This window comes from Dactylosporangium sp. McL0621 (assembly GCF_049995355.1).
In the GTDB taxonomy this organism is placed as follows: Bacteria; Actinomycetota; Actinomycetes; order Mycobacteriales; family Micromonosporaceae; genus Dactylosporangium.
The window spans coordinates 5452214-5478973 of sequence record NZ_CP188259.1; the positions used below are offsets into that span (position 1 = coordinate 5452214).

General features: G+C 71.9%; 1 protein-coding gene (running past both ends of the window). It reads left to right on the forward strand.

The whole window is internal to a non-ribosomal peptide synthase/polyketide synthase gene (locus ACPPVO_RS25915) on the forward strand: the coding sequence, 63822 nt in all, runs 15100 nt past the left edge and 21962 nt past the right edge, and what appears here is coding positions 15101–41860 — codons 5034 (partial) to 13954 (partial); the first complete codon in view begins at position 3. The start codon and the stop codon both lie outside this window.

The following is a 26760-nucleotide window of genomic DNA, read 5'->3' on the forward strand; positions in this document are numbered from 1 at the left end:
ACGGCGCGGCGCCCGGGGTGCAGGTGCCGCCGGTTGTTCCGGTCGGGCGGGATGTGGCGTTGCCGCTGTCGTTTGCCCAGCAGCGGCTGTGGTTCCTCGCGCAGCTGGACGGGGCGGCCGAGTACAACATGCGGGCCGTGATCCCGTTCGGCGGCCTGTCGGTCGAGACCGTGCGGGCCGCGCTCGGGTCACTCGTCGCGCGGCACGAGGTCCTGCGGACCCGGCTGGTCGCCGGTGCGGACGGTGTGCCGTACCAGGTGATCGATCCGGCGCCGGACTTCGTTCTTCCCGTCCTGGACATTTCGGACTCTGCGGAGGCGGAGGCGTGGCTGGCTCTTGATGCGGCGGTGCCGTTCGACCTCGCGGCCGGGCCGCTGTTCCGGGCCACGCTGCTGCGGCTCGGGCCGGACGAGCACATCCTGGCCCTCGCCATGCACCACGTCGTCGCCGACGAGTGGTCGGTCGGCATCCTGCGGCGGGAGCTCTCCGCCCTGCTCGCCGGGGAGCCGCTGGCGCCGCTGCCGGTCCAGTACGCCGACTTCGCCGTCTGGCAGCGCCGCTGGCTCACCGGCGAGGTCCTCGACGGCCAGCTCGCCTACTGGCGCCGCCGCCTGGCCGACGTGCCCGCCCTGGAGCTGCCGACCGACCGGCCCCGGCCCGCACACCGCTCCAGCGAGGGCGCGGCCATCGAGTTCGTCGTACCCGCCGACGTCGTCGACGGCCTCCGTGCGGTGTCCCAGGACGCCGGCGTGTCCATGTTCATGACGGTGCTGGGAGCGTTCACGGTCCTGCTCGGCCGCTACTCGGGCCAGGACGACTTCGTGATCGGCACGCCCATCGCCAACCGCACCCGTGCCGAGATCGAAGGCCTGATCGGCTTCTTCGTCAACACACTGGTCCTCCGGGCGGACCTGTCCGGCGACCCGACCTTTGCGGAGCTGCTGGGCCGCGTACGGACCGAGACCCTCGCCGGGTACGCGCACCAGGACGTCCCGTTCGAACAGCTCGTCGACGAGCTCGGCGTGCGGCGCGACCTGTCGCGTACACCGCTGTTCCAGGTGCTCTTCAACTACGTCGCCGCCGACGGCCGGGGCCCGGCCTCGGCGCTGCCGGACGTGGTGGGCGAGCCGGAGTCGACGCCGGTCAAGTTCGACCTGTCGATCGCCGTGGACGAGGTGGGGGACGGGCTGCGGGCCGCGCTGCGGTACAGCACGGCCCTGTTCGACGACGCCCGGATGATTCGCATGGTCGGTCACTTCCGTGCCGTGCTGGCGGCAGTGGCCATGGACGCAGGCCGTCGTCTGTCCCAGCTGCCTGTGCTCACCCCGGCTGAGGTGGCCGATTTCGCACGGTGGAATGACACGGCGACCGTGCTGCCCCGTGCCGAGACTGTGCTGGATCTGATCGCGTCCCAGGATCCGGGGGCGGTGGCGGTCCGTGCCGGTGACACCGAGCTGACCTATGGCGAGTTGTGGCAGCGTTCGGCGGATGTGGCCGGGTATCTCCTGGCCTCGGGGGTAGGCCCGGACTCGGTGGTGGGTCTACGCCTGGACCGTACCGCCGACTTTGTGGCGTCGGTCCTGGGTGTGTGGCGGGCTGGTGCGGCGTATCTGCCCCTGGATCCGGAGTTCCCGCCGGACCGGCTGGCGTTCATGGTGGCCGATGCGGGTGCGGTGCTCGTGCTGGAACCGGGCGTGGTCATGCCCAGGTATGACGCCGTGCTCCCGGCTGTGCGGGGTGGGCAGGCGGCGTACGTCATCTACACGTCTGGGTCGACCGGTGTGCCGAAGGGCGTCGTTGTGCCACACGCGGGTGTGCTCAACCTGGCCGTGCAGATCGCACCGAAGCTGGGCCGTGTGGCGTTGCAGTTCGCGTCGTTCTCGTTCGACGCCGCGGTCATTGACCTGGCTGGTGTGCTGACCGTGGGTGGGACGTTGGTGATGGCGTCGGCGGCCGAGCGTGCGGAGCCGCGGGCGTTGGCGGCGTTGATCCGGGCCGAGGGTGTTACGGCGGCGAGTGTGGTGCCGTCGCTGTTGTCCCAGCTCGACCCGGCGGAGGTGCCGGGTGTTGGGTCGTGGATTGTCGGGTCGGAGCGGGTGAGTGGTGCATTGGCGCGGTCGTGGTCGGTGGGGGCGCGGGTGTTCAACGCCTACGGCCCGACTGAGGTGTCCGTGCTGGCGACCACGATGGACTGTGCCGGCGACGCAGCGGGGGATCCGCCAATCGGCGGGCCGCTGGGCAATGTGCAGGTGCATGTGCTGGATGCCGTGCTGAACCCTGTGCCGGTCGGTGTGCCGGGGGAGATTTTCATCGGTGGTGTGGGTCTGGCACGAGGGTATGTGGGTCGTCCGGAGTTGACGGCGGAACGGTTTGTCGCCGGGCCGGGCGGTTCGCGGTTGTACCGGTCCGGGGATGTTGCACGGTGGCGGGCGGACGGTGTGCTGGAGTTCGTCGGTCGTGCCGATGATCAGGTGAAGGTCCGTGGGTTCCGGGTCGAGCCGGGCGAGGTGGAGGCAACGCTGCGGGCTTCGTCGAGTGTCGCGGATGCGGTGGTGGTGGCCGAGGACGGGCGCCTGGTCGCGTATGTGGTGCCGGCCGGGAACGAGTCGCTGTCTGTTGAGGCGTTGCGGGTTTGGGTGGGGGCTCGGCTGCCGGAGTACATGGTGCCGGGGGTGTTCGTTGAGCTGGCGGCCCTGCCGCGGAACGCCAACGGGAAGGTGGATCGGAAGGCGCTGGTCGGGGTGCAGCTGCCGGTCGGGGTCTCATTCGTGGCGCCCGCCGGTCCTGTGCAGGAGGTGCTTGCCGGGATTTGGACCGGACTGCTCGGGGTTGAGCGGATCGGTGTGCATGATGACTTCTTCTCGCTCGGCGGGCATTCGCTGCTGGCGACGCAGGTGTTGTCGCGCGTGCGGGTCGCGTTCGGGGTCGAGGTGCCGGTTGAGGCGCTGTTCGATGCACCCACCATCGATGGGCTGGCTACGGCTATCGCGGCCGCTACTCCGGGGTTGACGGCGCCGCCGGTTGCGCCGGTTGGGCGGGACGTGGCGTTGCCGTTGTCGTTTGCGCAGCAACGGTTGTGGTTCCTGGCGCAGCTCGAGCCGGACTCGGTCGAGTACAACATGCCGATCCTGATCCCGGTGCCGGGCGACGTTGACGTGGCCGGGCTGGCTGGGGCGTTGCGGCGGCTGGTGGAGCGGCACGAGGTACTGCGGACGCGGCTGGTCGCCGGGGCCGACGGCGTGCCGTACCAGGTGATCGAGCCGGCCCGGGACTTCGACCTGCCGATCGTCGACAAGTCGGTCGAGGAGTGGCTGGCGGCCGACGCGCTCGTGCCGTTCGACCTGGCCGCGGCGCCGCCGTTGCGGGCCACGCTGCTGCGCGTCGCGCCCGGGGAGCACGTGCTGGCGCTGGCGATGCATCACGTGGCCGGCGACGAGTGGTCGGACCGGATCCTGCGCGGCGAGCTGGCGGACCTGTGCGCCGGGGCCGTGCTCGATCCACTGCCCGTGCAGTACGCGGACTTCGCCGTGTGGCAGCGCACGTGGCTGGCCGGGGCGGTGCTGGAGGAGCAGGTCGGGTACTGGCGGCGGCGGTTGGCGGGTGCGCCCGTGCTGGATCTGCCGACGGATCATCCGCGGCCGGCGGTTCGCTCCTCGGAGGGCGCGGTCATCGACTTCGCGATCCCCGACGACGTGGCGGCGGCACTGCGCACAGTGTCCCGCGGCTCGGGCGCGTCGATGTTCATGACCCTCTTCAGCGCGTACGTCATGCTGCTCAACCGCTGGTCCGGCCAGGACGACATCACCGTCGGCACCCCGATCGCGAACCGGAACCGGGCCGAGATCGAGGGCCTGATCGGGTACTTCATCAACACCCTGGTACTCCGCACGGACCTGTCCGGCGACCCCACCTTCACCGAACTGCTCGGCCGTGTGCGGACCGAAACCCTCGCCGGCTACGCACACCAGGACGTGCCGTTCGAGCGCCTGGTCGACGAGCTGGTCACGGACCGGGACCGCTCCCGGACCCCACTGTTCCAGGCCCTGTTCAACTACGTCACCGCCGAGGAGACAGCGGACGACTCCCCGGACGACCAGTTCGGCCAGGCCCGCGACGTACAGGTGAAGTTCGACCTGCGCCTGATCGTGTCCGAGCACGGCACGGGCCTGGAGGGCGCGTTCCACTACGCGACCAGACTGTTCGACGAGTCGACAATCCGCCGAATGATCACCCACTTCCAGCAGCTCATGTCGGCGGTGGCCCGGGACGCGAGCATCCGGCTGTCGGAAGTGACCGTAGACACGGCCGAGTTGAGCGACTGGAACGACACGGCGGCCGATCTACCCGCTGTGTCGGGCATCCACGAGCTGGTCCGGCCGTCGGATGCGATCGCGGTGGTTTCGGGCGGTGAGTCGTGGACGTTCGCCGAGATCGTGAGCCGCTCGAACCGTCTGGCGCATTTGCTGCGTTCGGTGGGTGTGGGCCCGGAGTCGGTGGTGGGTCTGGCGACGGACTCAGGTGCCGACTTCGTGGTGTCGGTGTTGGCCGTGTGGGCAGCCGGCGGTGCGTACGTCACGTTGGATGGTTCCCAGCCGGCGCAGCGGTCGGCGTTCATGCTGGTTGAGGCGGGTGTGTCGGTCCTGGTCGGCACGGCGGACAGGATCGGTGACCTCCCGGTCGGCCGGTTGCGCACCGTGCTGCTGGACGATCCGCTGTTGCAGACCGTGCCCGACACCGTGCCGGGCACGGTGGTGTCACATCTGGACCGTGTCGCGTACGTCATGTTCACATCCGGTTCCACGGGCCGCCCGAAGGCCGTGCAGGTAACCCATCGCGGCCTGCTGAACTACGTCACGGGTGTGCCGTCCCGGTTGGGCATCGGTGAACCGGGCGCGTCGTATGCACTGTTGCAGCCCCCGACCACGGACTTCGGCAACACGATGCTGTTCACGGCGTTGACGACCGGCGGATGTCTGCACTTTGTGGACCCGGCGATCGTCACCGATCCGGATCTGGTCGACGCCTACCTGACCGAGCATGCGATCGACTACGTGAAGATTGTGCCGTCGCATCTGCTGGGTCTGGGTGTGTCGCGGGTCCGGCCGGCTCGGGCGTTGATCCTGGGCGGTGAGGCCACGCCGGTTGAGGTGGCTCGGGAGCTGGCGGGTCGTGCCGTGAACCATTACGGGCCGACCGAGACGACGGTTGGTGTGGCGACCGTGCGGCTCACCGATGATGTGCTGCACGGCACGGTGGTGCCGATCGGTTCGCCGCTGCCGAACATCCGGCTGCATGTGCTGGACCGGTCGTTGCGGCCCGTGCCGATCGGGGTACGCGGTGAGTTGTATGTGGGTGGTGCAGGGCTGGCCCGCGGGTATCGGGGCCGGCCGGAGCTGACCGCGGAACGGTTTGTGGCTGCGCCCGGTGGGTTGCGGCTGTATCGGACCGGGGATGTTGTGGTGCGACGCCCGGATGGGCTGATTGCGTTCCTGGGCCGTGCGGATGATCAGGTGAAGGTTCGTGGGTATCGGATCGAGCCCGGCGAGGTCCAAGCCGCGTTGCTCGCGCATCCCGCTGTGTCCGCGGCGGTTGTGGTGGCTGATGGGCAGCGGCTCGTCGGGTATCTGGTGCCCTCTGATGAGATGCCGTCGGTTGGTGAGCTGCGGACGTTCCTGGCCGGGCGGCTGCCGGAGCACATGGTCCCGGCCGTGTTCGTTGAACTCACCGCGATCCCGCTCACCGCCAATGGGAAGCTCGACCGGGCGGCGCTGCCTGCGCCCGATCAGAGCCGGCCTGAGCTTGCGGGTGGGTTTGTCGCACCGGCCACACCCGCCGAGGAGTTGCTGGCCGGGGTCTGGGGCGAGGTGCTCGGGGTTGACCGGGTCGGGGTGCACGACAACTTCTTTGAGCTCGGCGGCCACTCGCTGCTCGCTACCCAGGTCGTGTCCCGTGTCCGGGCCGTGTTCGGGGTGGAGCTGCCCGTTGCGGCATTGTTCGACGAACCTACGATTGCCGGGCTCGCCGTTGCGGTTGAGGGGGCCTCGCCCGGTACGAATGTGGCGCCCATTGTGCCGGTGAGCCGGGATGAGCCGCTGCCGTTGTCGTTTGCGCAGCAGCGGCTGTGGTTCCTGGCGCAGCTCGAGCCGGACTCGATCGAGTACCACACGCCGGTCGCGCTGCGGCTGCCCGGGGAGCTCGACGCCACCGCGCTGCAGGCGGCGCTCGGCGCGCTCGTTGCCCGGCACGAGGTACTGCGCACGCGGCTCGTGGCGGACTCGGATGGGGTACCGCGTCAGGTTGTTGATCCGGCCACGGCGTTCGATCTGCCGTTCGTGGATCTTTCCGGCGCGGCCGATCCGGTGGCCGCGGCCGAAGCCTGGCTGGCCGCCGACCGGCGCGTGGCGTTCGACATGGCCGCCGGGCCGCTGTTCCGGGCCACGTTGCTGCGGATCAGGGCCGACGAGCACGTGCTGGCGATCGCCAAGCACCATGTCGTGAGCGACGAGTGGTCGGCCGACATCCTGCGCCGGGAGCTCGCCGCGCTGTACGCGGGGGCCGAGCTCGACCCGTTGCCCGTGCAGTACGCGGACTTCGCCGTCTGGCAGCGCCAGTGGCTCACCGGCGAGGTCCTCGACGCGCAGCTCGGCTTCTGGCGCGCGCGGCTCGCCGACGCGCCCGTGCTCGAGCTGCCGGCCGACCGGCCCCGGCCGTCCGTGCGTTCCGCCGCCGGTACCCGGGTCGAGTTCCAGCTCCCGGCCGAACTGGTCGACGGGCTGCGCGAGGTGGCGCGAGCGGCGGGCGTTTCGATGTTCATGACGGTGTTCGGCGTGCTCACGGTGCTGCTCGGCCGGTACTCCGGCCAGGACGACATCGTCGTCGGCACCCCCATCGCCAACCGTAACCGGGCCGAAACCGAGGGGCTCATCGGGTTCTTCGTCAACACCCTCGCCCTGCGCACCGACCTGTCGGGCGACCCGACGTTCACGGAGCTGCTGGGCCGGGTGCGGGCCGAGACACTGGCCGCGTACGCGCACCAGGACGTGCCGTTCGAGCAGCTCGTCGACGAGCTCGGGGTCGAGCGGCACCGCTCGCGCAGCCCGATCTTCCAGGTGCTCTTCAACTACTTCACCGACACCGGCACGCCGTCCGACACGCTCACCGTCGCCGAGGACGGCGCCGACGAGTACGTCATCGGCGGCGTCGACCTCCGCTTCATCCTCGCCGAGCAGGACGGCGGTCTGGCCGGCACGGTCGAGTACAGCGCCGCATTGTTCGATCGTGAGCGAATGCAGCGTCTGGCTGCGCATTTCGCCGAGCTGGCGTCGGCGGTCGTGCAGGACTCGGACATTCGGTTGTCGACTGTTCGGCTCCTGACGGGTGCGGAGCGGTTGGCGGTGGCGCAGTGGGCGGAGAGTACGGCGGATCTTGCGCGGGTGGAGTTGTTGCCGGATCTGGTGGCGGGCTGGGTGGTGCGGACGCCGGATGCGGAGGCGGTCCGGTTCGGTGATGAGGTTGTGACGTATGCGGTGTTGTGGGAGCGGGTGAACCGGCTGGCGCATTTCCTGCGGGCGTTGGGTGTCGGGACCGAGGTTGTGGTGGGGGTGTGTTTGCCGCGCGGGGTGGAGTTTGTGGTGGCGGTGCTGGCGGTGTGGCAGGCGGGTGGGGCGTATGTGCCGTTGGATCCGGAGCATCCGGTGGAGCGGCTGGCGGTGATGCTGGCCGATGGTGGTGTGCAGGTGTTGGTCGGTTCGGACGACACGGTGGGGGATTTGCCGGTCGGGCAGGTCCGCACGGTGGTGCTGGATGACGCGGTGACGCAGGTGTTGCTGTCGGGGCAGCCTGTGACGCCGCCGGCGGTGGGCCGGGTCCCGGATCAGGTGGCGTATGTGTTGTTCACGTCGGGGTCGACGGGTCGGCCGAAGGGTGTGCAGATTACGCATCGCGGGTTGGTGTGTCTGTTGGCGGGGCAGCGGGCGGTGTTCGGTGGGGCGGTACCGCCGCTGGCTGTGTTGTTGTTTGCGTCGTTCGGGTTTGACGCTTCGGTGTGGGATGTGTGTCTCGCGCTCGGGTTTGGTGGGCGTTTGGTGATCGCGGCCGAGGAGGATCGTACGGATCCGGGGCGGTTGGCGGGGTTGGTTGACGGGGCTGGGGTGGAGGTGGCGTTGTTGCCGCCGTCGTTGCTGGCGTTGCTGGATCCGGCTGGGATGCCGGGGTTGGGGGTGTTGATCAGTGGTGGTGAGCGTCTGGATGGGCAGTTGGCGGGGTTGTGGTCGTCGAGTCGGCGGTTGTTGAATGCGTATGGGCCGACTGAGGTGACGGTGGTGGCGTCGGTCGATGTTGATGGTGGGCCGTCGATTGGTGTGCCGTTCGGCGGGTCGCGGCTCCTGGTGGTGGATCGGTTCCTGAACCGGGTGCCGGTCGGGGTGGCCGGTGAGTTGTTGGTGGGTGGTCCTGGTCTTGCGCGGGGGTATCGGGGGCGGCCGGAGTTGACGGCGGAGCGGTTTGTGGCCGGGCCGGACGGTGAGCGGTGGTATCGGACCGGTGATGTGGTGCGGTGGCAGGCGGATGGGCGTCTGGAGTTTGTGGGCCGTGCTGATGCACAGGTGAAGGTGCGTGGGTTCCGGATCGAGCCGGGTGAGGTTGAGGCCGGAATCCGGTCGCATCCCGGTGTCGGTGATGTGGTGGTGGTCGCCGATGAGCAGCGGCTGGTGGCGTACGTCGTCCCGGCCGACGTCGCCGTCGGTGTGCCCGCCGCTGAGGTGTTGCGGGCGTGGGCCGGGCAGCGGCTGCCCGAGTACATGGTGCCGGGGATCTTTGTCGAGCTGCTGGAACTGCCCGTCACCCGCAACGGGAAGGTGGACCGGGCGGCGCTCCCGGCCGTGACGGGGGTCGCGTCCGGCGTCGAGTTCGTGGCGCCGGTTGGTCCCGTGCAGCACGGTGTGGCCCAGGTTTGGGTTGACGTGCTGGGGGTGGACCGGGTCGGCGTGTTCGACTCGTTCTTCACGTTGGGTGGGCATTCGCTGCTGGCGACGCAGGTGTTGTCGCGGGTGCGCGGTCTGTTCGGGGTTGAGGTGCCGGTGGCGGTGCTGTTCGACAATCCGACGGTGGCGGGGTTGTCGGCGTTCATCGAGGCGGCCCAGCCCGCAGTCGCGAACGCGATCGGGGTGGCCGATCGGGGGCAGCCGTTGCCGTTGTCGTTCGCCCAGCAGCGGTTGTGGTTCCTCGCGCAGCTCGAACCCGACTCCGTGGAGTACAACCTTCCGGCGCCCATTCGGTTCTCCGGCGAGCTCTCCGCCGACGGGCTGCGCGCGGCGCTCGAGGCGCTCGTCGCGCGGCACGAGGTGTTGCGGACCCGGCTCGTGGCGGATGCCGACGGTGTACCGCACCAGGTCATCGACCCGCCGGCACCGTTCGCGCTGCCGACGGTCGACCTGTCCACGCAGGACGATCCCGAAGCCGCGGCCGATGCCTGGCTGGCCGCCGCCCGGCGGGTCCCGTTCGACCTGGCGAGCGGGCCGCTGCTGCGGGCGACGCTGCTGCGGCTCGGTACGACCGAACACATTCTCGGCCTGGTCATGCACCACGTCATCAGCGACGAATGGTCCGACGCGATCCTGCGCCGGGAGCTCGAGGCGCTCCACGCCGGCGCCGAGCTGGCCCCGCTGGCCGTGCAGTACGCGGACTTCGCCGCCTGGCAGCGGCAGTGGCTCACCGGGGAGGTACTCGAGGACCAGGTCGCGTACTGGCGCGGCCGCCTCGACGGCGCTCCCGTGCTCGAACTGCCGGCCGACCGGCCCCGCCCCGCCCAGCGCACCAGCGCCGGCGCGGTCATCGACTTCGCGATCCCGGCCGAGGTCGCGGACCGGCTGCGGGCCATGTCGGCCGCGGCCGGGGTTTCGATGTTCATGACGGTCTTCGCCACCCTCAACGTGCTGCTTTCCCGGTACGCGGGCCAGGATGACATCGTCGTCGGTACGCCGATCGCCAACCGGAACCGTGCCGAGATCGAGGGGCTCATCGGGTTCTTCGTGAACACGCTCGTGCTCCGGACCGACCTCTCCGGCGACCCGACCTTCGAGGAGCTGCTCGGCCGGGTCCGCACCGAAACCCTGGGCGCGTTCGAGCACCAGGACATGCCGTTCGAGTCGCTGGTCGACGCGCTCGGCACACCCCGGGACCGCTCCCGGAGCCCGCTGTTCCAGGTGCTCTTCAACTACGGCCGCATCGACGGCGACGCCGGGCCGGTCGACGACACCGTGGTCGAGGTGCCGGCGGTGTACGACCTCAGCTTCATCGTCGGCGAAACCGCGACCGACCTCGTCGGCGGCGTGCAGTTCAGCACCGAGTTGTTCGACGTTTCGACGATCCGCCGGCTCATCGAGCACTTCACGTCGCTGCTGTCGGCGCTGGCGCCCCGCACGCGGCTGTCCGAGCTGCCGATGCGGACGACGGGGACGTGGCGCGGCGACCGGTTGGAGCGGCCGTCGGTCGGGGGTGTGCACGAACTGGTGCCGACGTCTTCGTCGGCGGTGGCGGTGCGGGCTGGTGGTTCGTCGTTGACGTTCGCGGAGCTGGACTCGCGGGCGGCGCGGTTCGCGGGCTGGCTCGCCGCACGGGGTGTCGGTGCGGAATCGGTGGTCGGCCTGCGGTTGCCGCGCGGTGTGGACCTGGTCGTGGCGATGCTGGGTGTGTGGAGGGCTGGCGCGGCGTATCTGGCGTTGGACCCGTCGTATCCGGTTGAGCGCCTGGAGTTCATGGTTGCGGATGCCGGTGTGTCGGTGGTGGTCGACACGGTGGAGTACGGCGATCCGTTCACGGCGGCTGTGCATCCGGCCCAGGCGGCCTGTGTCATTTACACATCCGGGTCTACGGGTGTGCCAAAAGGCACGGTTGTGCCGCACAGTGCGCTGTTGGGTGTGCTCGGCGGCTGGTCGGCGACCCACTTCACGCAGGGTCTGTCGTGGCTGACCCTGGCCAGTGCCAGCTTTGATGTGTTCACGGGTGATGTGGTCCGTGCGCTTGCGGCCGGGGGCACCCTCGTCATCGGTGACGTCGGCGCTCAGCTCGACACTGCGGCCTGGCACGGGCTGCTTGCCACCGCCCGGGTCGAGGCGTTCGAGTCCGCGCCCCGGTACGTCGATGAGCTGGTCTCCTACGTTGAGCGGACCGGCTTCGGACTGCCGGATCTGCGTCTGGTCGTGGTGACCACTGACGTGTGGCGGCTCGAGTCGGTGGCCCGGGCACGGCGGGTGCTGGGGGTGCGGGTGCTGACGGCGTACGGGGTCACGGAGGCTTCCGTTGATTCGACGTTCTGTGAGGTGTTCGGCGATGGGGTGGGGCCGGCGCCGGTTGGTGGGCCGTTGCCTGGGGTTGAGGTGCAGGTGTTGGACGCCGTGCTGCGGCCCGTGCCGTTGGGTGCGGTGGGTGAGCTGTTCGTCGGTGGCGTGGGTGTCACCCGGGGTTATGTGGGCCAACCCTCGTTGACCGCATCGCGGTTTGTTGCGGCGGCTGGTGGGTCGCGGTGGTATCGGACCGGGGATCGGGTGCGTCGTGTTGGGGATGCGTTGGAGTTCCTTGGGCGGGCCGATGTGCAGGTGAAGGTGCGTGGGTATCGGATTGAGCCGGGTGAGGTCGAGTTCGCGTTGACTCGGCATCCTTCGGTTGATGCCGCTGTCGTGGTTGCTGATGAGCTGGATCGGTTGGTGGCGTTTGTGGTGCCGGCTGTGCCGCCGGTTGAGGAGTTGCGGGCGTTCCTTGGGGTGCGGCTGCCTGAGTACATGATTCCTGCGGTGTTTGTGGCGCTGGATGTGCTGCCGTTGACGCCGAACGGGAAGGTCGATCGGGGGGCGTTGGCGGGGGTGCGGGCTGAGGTTGGTGGCTTCGTGGCGCCGCGGAACGCTGTCGAAGAGGTGCTCGCCGGGGTGTGGGGGGAGCTGCTCGGCGTCGACCGGGTCGGTGTGCACGATGACTTCTTCGCGCTGGGTGGGCATTCGCTGCTCGCCACCCAGGTCGCGTCCCGGGTGCGGAATGTGTTCGGCGTTGAGGTACCCGTTGCGGCGGTCTTCGACGCGCCGACCGTCGGGCGGCTGGGGGCGCTCGTCGGGGCGTCGCAGGACAGCGCCGTCGCGCCGCCCATCACGCCCGCCGATCGTGAGCAGCCGTTGCCGCTGTCGTTCGCGCAGCAGCGGCTTTGGTTCCTGGCGCAGCTCGAGCCGAACTCGGCCGAGTACAACGCGCCGACCACGATCCGGTACGACGGTGAGCTCGACGTCGAGGCGCTGCGGGCGGCGCTCCAGGCGCTCGTCGCGCGGCAGGAGGTGCTGCGCACGCGGCTCGTTGCCGACGCGGACGGCGTACCACGCCAGGTTGTCGACCCGCCGGCGGAGTTCGCGCTGGCGATCGTCGACCTGTCCACAGAGGACGACCCGGAGGCCGCCGCCGAGGCGTGGCTCGCCGCCGACCGGCAGGTGCCGTTCGACCTGGCCGCCGGGGCGCTGCTGCGGGCGTCGCTGCTGCGGCTCGGCACGGGCGCGCACATCCTTGCGCTCGCCATGCACCACCTCGTCATCGACGACTGGTCCGAGCGCATCCTGCGCCACGAGCTCGACGCGCTCTACCAGGGCCTCGACCTGGCCCCACTGCCCGTGCAGTACGCCGACTTCGCCGTGTGGCAGCGCCGCTGGCTCACCGACGAGATCCTGCGCGACCAGCTCGAGTACTGGCGTGCCCGGCTCGACGGCGCGCCCGCGCTGAACCTGCCGACCGACCGGCCCCGCCCGGCGATCCGCTCCAGTGTCGGCGCCGCGATCGAGTTCGCGATCCCGGCCGACACGGTCACGGGGCTGCGTGCCTTGTCGCGGGCCGCCGGGGTGTCGATGTTCATGACGGTGTACGCGGCGTTCAGTGTCATCCTCGGGCGGTACGCCGGCCAGGATGACGTCGTCGTCGGCACACCGATCGCCAACCGGAACCGGTCTGAGATCGAGGGCCTGATCGGCTTCTTCGTCAACACGCTCGTGCTCCGGGCCGACCTGTCCGGCGATCCGACGTTCGCCGAGCTGCTGGGCCGGGTACGGGGTGAGACCCTGGCCGCGTACGCGCACCAGGACCTGCCGTTCGAGCAGCTCGTCGACCAGCTCGGGGTGCACCGTGAGCGCTCCCGGTCGCCGCTGTTCCAGGTGCTGTTCAACTACGCCGCCGCCGATGGGCAGCGCTGGGACGCCGACCTGCCGGACCAGCCGTCCGCGCCGGTCGCGGTGCCGGTGAAGTTCGACCTGTCCGTCGTCCTGCTCGAGGCCGGCGCCGGGCTGGCCGGCCGGCTGCGCTACAGCACGACCCTGTTCGACGACGCCCGGATGACCCGTCTGGTCGGTCATTTCCGGGAGTTGCTGGCGGCGGTTGCCGCGGACGCGGGTCGTCGTCTGTCCGGGCTGCCTGTGCTCACGTCCGCGGAGGTGGCGGACTTGGCACGGTGGAATGACACGGCGACCGTGCTGCCCCGTGCCGAGACTGTGCTGGATCTGATCGCGTCCCAGGATCCGGGGGCGGTGGCGGTCCGTGCCGGTGACACCGAGCTGACCTATGGCGAGTTGTGGCAGCGTTCCGCTGATGTGGCCGGGTATCTCCTGGCCTCGGGTGTGGGCCCGGATTCGGTGGTGGGCCTGCGTCTGGACCGTACCGCCGACTTTGTGGCGTCGGTCCTGGGTGTGTGGCGGGCGGGTGCGGCGTATCTGCCCCTGGATCCGGAGTTCCCGGCGGACCGGCTGTCGTTCATGGTGGCGGATGCGGGTGCGGCGGTGGTGCTGGAACCTGGGGTGGTCATGCCCAGGTATGACGCCGTGCTCCCGGCTGTGCGGGGTGGGCAGGCGGCGTATGTTATCTACACGTCTGGGTCGACGGGTGTGCCGAAGGGCGTCGTTGTGCCGCACACCGGCGTGCTGAACCTGGCCGTGCAGATCGCACCGAAGCTGGGCCGTGTGGCGTTGCAGTTCGCGTCGTTCTCGTTCGACGCCGCGGTCATTGATCTGGCTGGTGTGCTGACCGTGGGTGGGACGTTGGTGATGGCGTCTGCGGCCGAGCGTGCCGAGCCGCGGGCGTTGGCGGCGTTGATCCGGGCCGAGGGTGTTACGGCGGCGAGTGTGGTGCCGTCGTTGTTGTCCCAGCTCGACCCGGCGGAGGTGCCGGGTGTTGGGTCGTGGATTGTCGGGTCGGAGCGGGTGAGTGGTGAGTTGGCGCGGTTGTGGTCGGTGGGGGCGCGGGTGTTCAACGCGTACGGGCCGACTGAGGTGTCTGTGCTGGCGACCACGATGGACTGTGCCGGGGATGCGGTGGGGGATCCGCCGATTGGTGGGCCGTTGGGCAATGTGCAGGTGCACGTGTTGGACAACAGTCTCCGTGCTGTCCCAGTTGGTGTGCCGGGGGAGATTTTCATCGGTGGTGTGGGTCTGGCGCGGGGGTATGTGGGTCGTCCGGAGTTGACGGCGGAGCGGTTTGTCGCCGGGCCGGGCGGTTCGCGGTTGTACCGGTCCGGTGATGTTGCACGGTGGCGTGCCGACGGTGTGCTGGAGTTCGTCGGTCGTGCAGATGATCAGGTGAAGGTCCGCGGGTTCCGGGTTGAGCCGGGCGAGGTTGAGGCCACGTTGCGGGCTTCGTCGAGTGTCGCGGATGCCGTTGTGGTGGCCGAGGACGGGCGCCTGATCGCCTACGTTGTGCCGGCCGGCGACGCGGTGCTGGTGGTAGAAGAGCTGCGGGTGTGGGTGGGGGCTCGGCTGCCGGAGTACATGGTGCCGGGGGTGTTCGTTGAGCTGGCGGCCCTGCCGCGGAACGCCAACGGGAAGGTGGACCGGAGCGCGCTGGTCGGGGTGCAGCTGCCGGTTGGAGTGGAATTTGTGGCGCCGTCCGGGGCCGTCCAGGAGGTGCTTGCCGGGATCTGGACCGGACTGCTCGGGGTTGAGCGGATCGGTGTGCACGACGACTTCTTCACCCTCGGTGGGCATTCGCTGCTGGCGACGCAGGTGTTGTCGCGCGTGCGGGTCGCGTTCGGGGTCGAGGTGCCCGTCGATGCCATGTTTGACGCACCCACCATCGACGGGCTGGCTACGGCTATCGCGGCCGCCACTCCGGGGTTGACGGCACCGCCGGTTGCGCCGGTTGGGCGGGACGTGGCGTTGCCGTTGTCGTTTGCGCAGCAGCGGTTGTGGTTCCTGGCGCAGCTCGAGCCGGACTCGGTCGAGTACAACATGCCGATCCTGATCCCGGTGCCGGGCGACGTTGACGTGGCCGGGCTGGCTGGGGCGTTGCGGCGGCTGGTGGAGCGGCACGAGGTACTGCGGACGCGGCTGGTCGCCGGGGCCGACGGGGTGCCGTACCAGGTGATCGAGCCGGCCGGGCCGGTTGACCTGCCCGTCGTGGACGGGTCGGTCGAGGAGTGGCTCGCCGGGGATGCCCGGGTGCCGTTCGATCTGGCCGCGGCGCCGCCGTTGCGGGCCACGCTGCTGCGCGTCGCGCCCGGGGAGCAGGTGCTGGCGCTGGCCATGCATCACGTGATCGGTGACGAATGGTCCGATGGCATCCTGCGCCGGGAACTCGCCGCGCTGTACGACGGGGACGACCTGGCGCCGCTGCCGGTGCAGTACGCGGACTTCGCGGCCTGGCAGCGGCAGTGGCTCACCGGCGACGCGCTCGGCGGGCAGCTGGACTACTGGCGACGGCGGCTCGACGGGGCGCCGGCGCTCGAACTGCCGACCGACCGGCCGCGGCCCGCGCAGCGCGACACCGCCGGCGACCTCGTGCGGTTCCGGCTGCCGGCCGAGACGGTCGAGGGGCTGCGCGCCGCGGCGCGCGGGGCCGGGGCGTCCATGTACATGGCCATGCTCGGGCTCTTCACCGTGCTGCTGCACCGCTGGTCCGGTCAGGATGACATCGTCGTCGGCACGCCGGTCGCCAACCGCAACCGGGCCGAGACCGAGGGCCTGATCGGGTTCTTCGTCAACACGCTCGTGCTGCGCACCAGCGTCGCCGGGGACCCAACGTTCACGGAGCTGCTCGGGCGGGTCCGGGCCGCGAGCCTCGGGGCGTACGCGCACCAGGACGTGCCGTTCGAGCGGCTGGTCGACGAGCTGGTCACGGACCGGGACCGCTCCCGGACGCCGCTGTTCCAGGTGCTGTTCAACTACATGGCGGCCGGGGAGCTCACGGGCGAGCCGGACTCGGGGGTGCCCGGGTCGCCGGTGCTGCCGATCAAGTTCGACCTGTCGCTGACGCTCGGCGAGGCGGCCGGCGGCGGGGCCGAGGGCGCGCTGCTGTACAGCACGGCGCTGTGGGACCGGGCGACGATCGAGCGGATGGTCGGCTCGCTGCTCGAGCTCGCCGCGGCCGCCGCCGGGACCGCCGGGCGGCACGTGTCGGAGCTGCCCGTGCTCAGCCCGGCCGAGGAGCGGCGCATCACGGCGCGGGCTTGTGCCGGTACACCCGAAATCCCGGTCAATGGTGTGCACGTCTGGATCGCCGAACAGGCCCGGCTGCGCCCCGGCGCGACGGCGGTCACGGCCGGCGGCGACGCGCTCACCTACGCCGAGCTGGAGGCGCGGGCGAACCGCCTGGCGCGGCGGCTGGTCGCGGCCGGCGTCGGGCCCGACACGGTCGTCGGGCTGTGCCTGCCCCGCGGCGCCGATATGGCGGTCGCGCCCCTCGCGGTCTGGAAGGCCGGCGGCGCCTACCTGCCGCTGGACCCGGACTACCCGGCGGAGCGGCTGGAGTACATGCTGCGCGACAGCGGCGCCACGGTGCTCGTCGGCGAAGGCCCCGCATACGCCGGGCTCGAGGTAGTGACCCTCGACGAGGCCGAGCTCGCACGGTACGACGACGGGCCGCTGGACCGTGTGCACGACCCGCGCCAGCTCGCGTACGTCATCTACACCTCCGGGTCGACCGGCCGGCCCAAGGGTGTCGCCGTGCCGCACGGCAACCTCGTGCGGCTGCTCACCGCCGCCCGCCGGTGGTTCACGTTCGGCCCGTCGGACGTGTGGACCCTGTTCCACTCGTTCGCGTTCGACTTCTCCGTCTGGGAGCTGTGGGGCGCGCTCGCGCACGGCGGCCGGCTCGTCGTCGTGCCGTGGGCGGTGACCCGCGGGCCGGCCGAGTTCCTGCAGCTGGTCTCCGACGAACAGGTCACCGTGCTGAGCCAGACCCCGTCGGCGTTCGCCGCGTTCATGGCCGCCGACGAGCAGCGGCCGGGCCTGCCGCTCGCCCTGCGCTACGTCGTGTTCGGCGGCGAGGCGCTCGACCCGGGCCGCCTGGCGCCCTGGTACGCCGCCCACCCAGGCGGCGAGGCGCTCGACCCGGTCCGCCTGGCGCCCGCGGACGCCGCCCACCCAGGCGGCGAGGCGCTCGACCCGGTCCTCCTGGCGCCCGCGGACGCCGCCCACCCCGCGGTTGCCGGCGAAGGTCTGAGCGGCACGCCGCTGCTGGTCAACATGTACGGCATCACCGAGACGACCGTGCACGTGTCATACCTGGGACTCGACCCGGTCACCGCCGCCCAGGCGCACGGCAGCGTCATCGGCGTCGGCCTGCCCGACCTGTCCGTGCACGTGCTCGACCGGTCGCTGCGCCCGGTCCCGGACGGCGTGCCGGGCGAACTGTTCGTCGGCGGCGCCGGGCTCGCCCGCGGCTACGTGGGCCGGGCCGCCCTCACCGCGGAACGGTTCGTGGCGGACCCCCTGGCCGGCGACGGATCGCGGTTGTACCGCACGGGCGACGTCGCCCGCCGGCTCGCCGACGGGGGCCTGGAGTACCTGGGCCGCGCCGACGACCAGGTGAAGATCCGCGGGTTCCGCATCGAGCCCGGCGAGATCGAGGCCGCGCTGCGCGCCCACGAGGGGATCCGCGACGCGGTCGTGCTCGCCGCCGGCGAGCGGCTGGTCGCGTACGTGGTGCCGGCCGGAGACGAGGTGCCGGCCGTGGCGGAGCTGCGCGCACGGCTCGGAGCACGGCTGCCGGAGTACATGGTTCCGTCGGTTTTCATGGAGGTGACGTCGATGCCGATGAACCGCAACGGCAAGGTGGACCGGGCCGCGCTGCCCGCGCCCGACGGCCGGCAGCTCGCCGCCGGCGGCGACTACACGGCCCCGAACGGGCCCGTGCAGGAGCTGCTCGCCGGTGTCTGGGCCGAGCTGCTCGGCGTCGAACGCGTCGGCGCCGGCGACAACTTCTTCGCCCTCGGCGGGCACTCGCTGCTGGCGACCCAGGTGGCGTCCCGCGTGCGGGCCGTGCTCGGCGCCGAGCTGCCGGTCTCGGCGCTGTTCGACGCGCCGACCCTCGCCGGGCTCGCCGCCGTCGTCGACGGCCTGTCCCGCGGTGCGGCCGCGGCGCCGATCACGCCCGTGGACCGCGACCGGCCGTTGCCGCTGTCGTTCGCCCAGCAGCGGCTGTGGTTCCTCGCCCAGCTCGACCCCGGCTCCGCCGAGTACACCCTGCCGATGCCCATCCGGCTGCGCGGCGACGACCTGTCGCCCGAGGCGATGCGGCGCGCCCTGGAGGCGCTCGTCGCCCGCCACGAGGCGCTGCGCACCCGGCTCGTCGCCGGCGAGGACGGCGTGCCGTACCAGGTCATCGACCCGCCGGCGCCGTTCGAACTGTCCATCGTGGACCTGTCCGACGACGACGAGCCGTTCGCCGCGGCCGACGAGTGGCTCGCCGCCGACGCGGCGACACCGTTCGACCTCGCCGCCGGGCCCGTGTTCCGGGCCAGCCTCCTGCGCCTTGCGCCCGACGAGCACGTGCTCGCGCTGGCCATGCACCACGTGGCCGGCGACGAGTGGTCGGCGCGCATCCTCGACCGCGACCTCGACGCCCTCTACGACGCGGCGTGCGCGGAGACCGAGCCGGCGCTGCCGCCGCTGCCCGTGCAGTACGCCGACTTCGCCGTCTGGCAGCGCGGCTGGCTCACCGGCGACGTCCTCGACGCGCAGCTGGGCTACTGGCGCGAGCGCCTCGCCGGCCTGCCCGAGCTGGACCTGCCGACGGACCGGCCCCGCCGCCCCGTGCGCTCCAGCGCCGGAGCGGTCGTCGAGTTCACCGTGCCCGACGACGTCACCGCCGGACTGCGGACATTGTCACGGTCGGCTGGCGCATCGATGTTCATGACCGTGCTCGGCGCCTTTGAAGTGCTGCTCGGCCGGTACTGCGGGCAGGACGACATCGTCGTCGGCACCCCCGTCGCCGGGCGCAACCGGGCCGAGACCGAGGGTCTCATCGGCTTCTTCGTGAACACGCTCGTGCTGCGCACGGACCTGTCCGGCGACCCGACGTTCACGGAGCTGCTCGCCCGCGTCCGGGCCGGCACGCTCGAGGCGTACGCGAACCAGGACGTGCCGTTCGAGCAGCTCGTCGACGAGCTCGGCGCGGCCCGGGACCGCTCCCGGACCCCGCTGTTCCAGGTGTTGTTCAACTACGCGCGCATCGACGGGGCCGTGCGGGACCAGCGCGAGGAGACGCTGACCGTGCCGGCGATCTACGACCTGACCATGAACATCGGTGAGACCGAGGCGGGGCTGATCGGCTGGGTCGAGTACAGCAGCGAGCTGTTCGACGAGGCCACCGCCCGGCGCCTCATCGGGCACCTCACCACCCTGCTGCGGGCCGCGGCCGAGACGCCGCAGCTGCCCCTGTCGGAGCTGCCGATGATGACCGACGAGGAGCAGGACGGGCTCGACGACTGGGCCGACACGGTCCCGGCGAGCGTGCCGGCCCTGATCGCCGCCGCCGCGGCCGCCACCGCGGACGCCCTCGCCGTGCGGGCCGGCCACGACCGGCTCACCTTCGCGGAGCTGGACGACCGTGCGGCCCGGTTCGCGGGCCGGCTGCGCGACCGGGGCGTCGGCCCCGAGTCGGTCGTCGGCCTGCGGCTGCCGCGCGGCGTGGACCTCGTCGTGGCCATGCTCGGCGTGTGGAAGGCCGGCGGCGCCTACCTGCCCCTGGATCCCGAGTACCCGGCCGAGCGGCTCGAGTACATGATCGCCGACGCCGGCGTCCAGGTCGTGATCGACGCCGTCGACACCGGCACCGTGCCGTTCACCGCGCCCGTGCACCCGTACCAGGCTGCCTGCGTCATCTACACGTCGGGCTCCACGGGCCGGCCGAAAGGCACGGTCGTACCGCACGATGCCCTGCTCGGCGTCTTCGACGGCTGGGCCGCGTCACACTTCACCGCCGCCGACCGCCTGTCGTGGCTGACGCTGGCCAGCGCCGGCTTCGACGTGTTCACCGGCGACCTGGTGCGCGCCCTCGCCGCCGGCGGCACCCTCGTCATCGGCGACGTCGGCGCCCAGCTCGACACCGCCGCCTGGCACGAGCTGCTCACCACCGCCCGCGTCGAGGCGTTCGAGTCCGCGCCCCGCTACGTCGACGAGCTCGTCGAGCACGTCGAGCGCACCGGACACGCCCTGCCCGACCTGCGGCTCGTCGTCGTCACCACCGACGTGTGGCGGCTCGAGTCCGCCGCCCGGGCCCGGCGCGTCCTGGGCCCGCGCACGCGGATCCTCACCGCCTACGGCGTCACCGAGGCCACCGTCGACTCCACCTACTGCGATGTGACCGACCGCGTCGGCGCGACCGGGCCCGCCCCGATCGGCGGCCCACTGCCCGGCGTGCGCCTGCACGTGCTGAACCGCAACCTGCGGCCCGTCCCGCGCGGTGTCGCGGGCGAGCTCTACATCGGCGGCGCCGCCCTCACCCGCGGCTACCTCGACCGGCCGGCCCTGACCGGTGAACGGTTCGTCGCGGATCCCTTCACAGCCGATGGATCCCGGTTGTACCGCACGGGCGACCGCGTCCGCCGCATGCGCGGCGGCCTGGAGTTCCTCGGCCGCGCCGACGACCAGCTGAAGGTGCGCGGCTACCGGATCGAGCCCGGCGAGGTCGAGTACACCCTGACCCAGCACCCGGCGATCGACACGGCCGTCGTGGTCGCCGACGAGCTCGACCGGCTCGTGGCCTACCTGATGCCCGCGGTACCGCCGGTCGAGCAGCTGCGGGCCTTCCTCGGCGACCGGCTCCCGGCCCACCTGATCCCGGCCGTGTTCGTCGAGCTCGACGGGCTGCCGCTGACGCCCAACGGCAAGGTCGACCGGGGTGCCCTCGCCGGCCGGCGCGCCCAGGCCGGCAGCGAGTTCGTGGCCCCCCGGACCGCCGTCGAGGACCTCCTGGCCGGCATCTGGGGCGAGCTGCTCGGCGTGCCGCGCGTCGGCGTGCACGACGACTTCTTCGCCCTCGGCGGGCACTCGCTGCTGGCCACCCAGGTCGTGTCCCGCGTGCGCCGCACCATCGGGGCGGAGATCCCGGTCGCCGCGGTGTTCGACGCGCCGACCGTCGCCCGGCTCGCCGCCGTCGTCGACGGGCCGCGGCCCGCGACCGCCGCACCAGCGATCGAACCCGCCGACCGGACGCTGCCGCTGCCGCTGTCCTTCGCCCAGCAGCGGCTGTGGTTCCTCGACCAGCTCGACCCCGGCTCGGCCGAGTACAACGCCCCCATGCCCGTGCGCTTCCGCGGCCCCCTCGACACCGAGGCCCTGCGCGCCGCCGTCGAGGCACTCGTCGCCCGGCACGAGGTCCTGCGCACCCGGCTCGTTGCGGGCCCCGATGGTGTACCGCAGCAGGTCATCGACCCGCCCGCGCCCGTCGCGCTGCCGCTCGTCGACCTCGCCGGCGCCGCCGACCCGCAGGCGGCCGCCGACGCCTGGCTCGACGCCGACGCCGCGACCCCCTTCGACCTCGCCTCCGAGCCGCTGTTCCGGGCCACCCTGCTGCGCCTCGGCCCCGACGAGCACGTGCTGGCCATCGCCATGCACCACGTCGTCGCCGACGAATGGTCCGAGGAGATCCTCGACCGGGAGCTCGACGCCCTCTACGACGCCGCCCGCACCGGCACCGAGCCGCGCCTGGCCCCGCTGCCGGTGCAGTACGCCGACTTCGCCGTCTGGCAGCGGCGGTGGCTCACCGGCGACGTCCTCGCCGGCCAGGTCGGGTACTGGCGCGACCGGCTCGCCGACGCCCCCGTGCTGGAGCTGCCCGCCGACCGGCCGCGGCCCGCGCAGCGCTCCAGCGCCGGCGCGTCCCTCGAGTTCGTGGTCCCGGCCGCCGTCGCCGACGGGCTGCGCGCCGCCTCCCGCGGGGCCGCCGTCTCCATGTTCATGACGGTGTTCGCCGCGTTCAACGTCCTCCTCGGGCGGTACGCCGGCCAGGATGACATCGTCGTCGGCACACCGATCGCCAACCGGAACCGGGCCGAGATCGAGGGCCTCATCGGGTTCTTCGTCAACACGCTGGTCCTCCGCACGGACCTGTCCGGCGACCCCACGTTCGCCGAGCTGCTGGGCCGTGTGCGCGCGGAGACCCTCGCCGGGTTCGCGCACCAGGACGTGCCGTTCGAGCAGCTGGTCGACGAGCTCGGCGTGGACCGGGACCGCTCCCGGACCCCGCTGTTCCAGGTGCTGTTCAACTACGCCACCGGCAGCGGCGAGCTGCCCGCCGCCCGGCCCGGTGCGGTGGCCCTGCCGGCCAAGTTCGACCTGTCGATGACCGTGTTCGAGTTCCCGGCCGGGCTGATCGGCTCCGTGCAGTACAGCACCGCACTGTTCGACGAGGCGCGGATGGCGCGCCTCATCGGCCACTTCCAGCAGCTGCTCGCCGCGGTCTCCGCCGACATCGGCCGCCACGTGTCGGACCTGCCGATCCTCACCGAGCGCGAGCAGGGCGAGCTGGCCGGCTGGAACGACACCACCTCCGCGCTGCCCGCCGTGGAGACGGTCGCCGAGCTCATCGCCGACCGGGTCCGGGCCGAACCGGGCGCGGTGGCCGTGCGCTGCGGCGAGGCGACGCTGACGTACGGGGAACTGTGGCGGCGCTCGGCCGACCTCGCCGGGTACCTCCTCGGCGTCGGCGTCGGCACCGAGTCGGTCGTCGGCCTCTGCCTGGGCCGCGGCGTCGACTTCGTGACCGCCGTGCTGGCCGTGTGGCGGGCCGGCGCCGCGTACCTGCCGCTGGACCCCGACTACCCGGCCGAGCGCCTCGCGTTCATGGCCGCCGACGGCGGCGCGTCGGTCGTGCTCGCCCAGCGGGCCGTCGCGGCCGACGTCGGCATGGCCGTCACCTGGCTCGACGACCTCGACCTGCCGGCCCACCCGGGCGAGCTCCCGGCCGTCGGCGGCGCCCAGGCGGCGTACGTCATCTACACCTCCGGCTCGACCGGCGTGCCGAAGGGCGTCGTCGTCGCCCACGCCAGCCTCGTCAACCTCGTCACCGAGCTCGGCCCGGTACTCGGCGCCGAACGCGCCGTGCTGCAGTTCGCCTCCTTCGGCTTCGACGCCGCCGTGCTGGACCTCGCGGCCGTGCTGTCCTGCGGCGGTACCCTCGTCATCGCCACCGCCGCCGACCGTGCCGAGCCCCGTGCCCTGGCCCGGCTGGTCGACGCGGCCGAGGTGCGCTCGGCGAGCGTCGTGCCGTCCCTGCTGGCCCAGCTCGACCCGGACGAGGTCGCCGGGGTGGACACCTGGGTCCTCGGCGCCGAGCGGCTCAGCGCGCAGCTCGCCGCCCGCTGGGCCGGCCGCGTCCGGCTCGTCAACACCTACGGCCCGACCGAGGCCACGGTCATGGCCACCGTCGGGCCCGCCATCACCGACGCCGAGGCGGCCCCGCCGATCGGCGCCCCGCTGGGCAACGTGCGGGTCCAGGTCCTCGACCGGCACCTCAACCCCGTCCCGGTCGGCGTGCCCGGCGAGGTGTTCATCGGCGGCGTCGGCGTCGCCCGCGGGTACGCCGGCCGCCCGGACCTGACCGCCGAACGGTTCGTGGCCGACCCGGTCGCCGCCGACGGATCGCGGTTGTACCGCTCCGGCGACGTCGCCCGCTGGCGCGCCGACGGGCAGCTGGAGTTCGTGGGCCGGGCCGACACGCAGGTGAAGGTGCGCGGGTTCCGGGTCGAGCCCGGCGAGGTCGAGGCCGCCCTGCGCGCCCACGACGGCATCCGCGACGCGGCCGTCATCGCCGGCGACGGGCGGCTCGTCGCCTACGTCGTGCCGGCCGGGGCCGAGGCGCCGGCCGCCGACGTGCTGCGCGGGTGGCTCGGGGGGCGGCTGCCGCAGTACATGGTGCCATCGGTCTTCGTCGAGCTGACCGCGCTGCCGCTCAACCGCAACGGCAAGCTCGACCGGGGCGCGCTGCCCGCGCCGGACGGGCGGCAGCTCGCCGCCGGGGGAGCGTACGTCGCGCCCGACGGGCCGGTGCAGGAGCTGCTGGCCGGGGTCTGGTCGGAGCTGCTCGGCGTCGAACGCGTCGGCGCGGACGACGACTTCTTCTCCCTCGGCGGGCACTCGCTGCTCGCGACCCAGCTGGTGTCGCGGATCCGGGCCGTGTTCGGGGTGGAGGTGCCGGTCGCCGCCGTGTTCGACGCGCCGACCGTAGCCGGGCTCGGCTCGCTCCTGTCCACCGACTTGTTGGACACCGGCGCTCCCGCCATCGGGCTCGCCGATCGGGGCCGGCCGCTGCCGTTGTCCTACGCCCAGCAGCGCCTGTGGTTCCTGGCCCAGCTCGAGCCGGGCTCGGCCGAGTACAACACGCCGCTCGCGATCCACCTGGGCGCCGCCGACCCCGCCGCCGTCGCCCGCGCGCTCACCGCCCTCGTGACGCGGCACGAGACCCTGCGCACCCGGCTCGTCGCCGACGCCGACGGCGTGCCGCACCAGGTCGTGGACGCGCCCGCCCCGTTCGACCTGCCCGTCGTCGACCTCACCGCCGAGCCCGACCCGGCCGCCGCGGCCCGCGCCTGGCAGGCCGCCGACGCGCTCGTGCCGTTCGACCTGGCCGCCGGCCCGCTGTTCCGGGCCACGCTGCTGCGCCTCGCCCCGGACGAGCACATCCTCGCGGTGGCCACCCACCACGTCGTCAGCGACGAATGGTCCGCCGGCATCCTCCGCGACGAGTTCGACGCCCTCCACGCCGACCCGGAGGCGACGCTGCGCGCGCTGCCGGTGCAGTACGCCGACTTCGCCGCCTGGCAGCGCCGCTGGCTCACCGGCGACGCCCTCGAGCACCGCCTCGCCTACTGGCGCGACCGCCTCGCCGGCGCCCCGACCCTGGAGCTGCCCACCGACCACCCCCGGCCGCCGGTCCGCAGCAGCACCGGCGCCGCCCTCGAGTTCGCCATCCCGGCCGAGGTCGCCGACGGCCTGCGGGCCGCGTCCGCCGCGGCCGGCGCCACCATGTTCATGACCGTGCTGTCCGCGTTCACGACGCTCCTCGGCCGGTACACCGGCCAGCGCGACATCGTCGTCGGCGCCCCGATCGCGAACCGGAACCGGGCCGAGATCGAGGGGCTCATCGGCTTCTTCGTCAACTCGCTGGTCCTGCGGACCGATCTGTCCGACGACCCCACCTTCGCCGAGCTGCTGGGCCGTGTGCGCACCGAGACCCTTTCCGGGTACGCGCACCAGGACGTCCCGTTCGAACACCTCGTCGACGCGCTCGGCGGGCCGCGCGACCGGTCCCGCACGCCGCTGTTCCAGGTGCTGTTCAACTACGCCCGTCTCGACGGCGTCGCGTCCGCGCCGGTCGACGAGCCCGTGCCGGCCCCGGCCATCTACGACCTGGGTCTGGTCGTGACCGAGAGCGGCGGGGGGCTGACGGGCAGCATCGAGTACAGCACCCAGCTTTTCGAGGAATCGACGATCCGCCGGCTCATTCGCCACCTCAACGTGGTGCTGGCCGCGGTCGCCGCCGCGCCCGATGCCCGGCTGTCGAGCCTGCCGATGCTCACGGTGGCCGAGGATCGCGCCCTGCGTGCGTGGAACGCCAACGGTGTGACGGTGCCGGCGGTCGGGGGTGTGCACGAGTTGGTGCCGGCGTCGTCGTCTTCGGTGGCGGTGCGGGCTGGTGATGTGTCGTTGACGTTCGCGGAGTTGGATGCGCGGGCGGCGCGGTTCGCTGGTTGGCTCGTCGCACGGGGTGTGGGTGCGGAGTCGGTGGTGGGTCTGCAGCTGCCGCGGGGTGTGGACCTGGTTGTGGCGATGCTGGGTGTGTGGAAGGCCGGTGCTGCGTATCTGGCGCTGGATCCTTCGTACCCTTCGGACCGCTTGGAGTTCATGGTCGCGGACGCCGGTGTGTCGGTTGTGGTTTCCGCGGTCGAGTACGGGGATCCGTTCACGGCGACCGTGCATCCCGCACAGGCGGCCTGTGTCATTTACACATCTGGGTCCACCGGCACGCCAAAAGGCACGGTCGTGCCGCACAGTGCGCTGCTGGGAGTGTTCGCTGGTTGGTCGGCGGCACAGTTCACCGGGCATTCGTGGCTGACGCTGGCCAGCGCCAGTTTTGATGTGTTCACGGGTGATGTGGTGCGCGCCCTCGCGGCCGGGGGCACCCTCGTGATCGGCGAGGTCGGCGCCCAGCTCGACACCGCCACGTGGCATGAGTTGCTCACGACGGCCCGGGTCGAGGCGTTCGAGTCCGCGCCCCGTCATGTCGATGAGCTGGTCTCTTACGTCGAGCGGACCGGTCTCGGACTGCCGGATCTGCGCCTGGTCGTCGTCACCATCGACGTGTGGCGGCTCGAGTCGGTGGCCCGGGCACAGCGGGTGCTGGGGGTTCGTGTGCTCACGGCGTACGGGGTCACGGAGGCTTCCGTTGATTCCACGTTCTGTGAACTGTTTGACGATGGGGTGGGGCCGGCGCCGATTGGTGGGCCGTTGCCGGGGGTTGAGTTGCAGG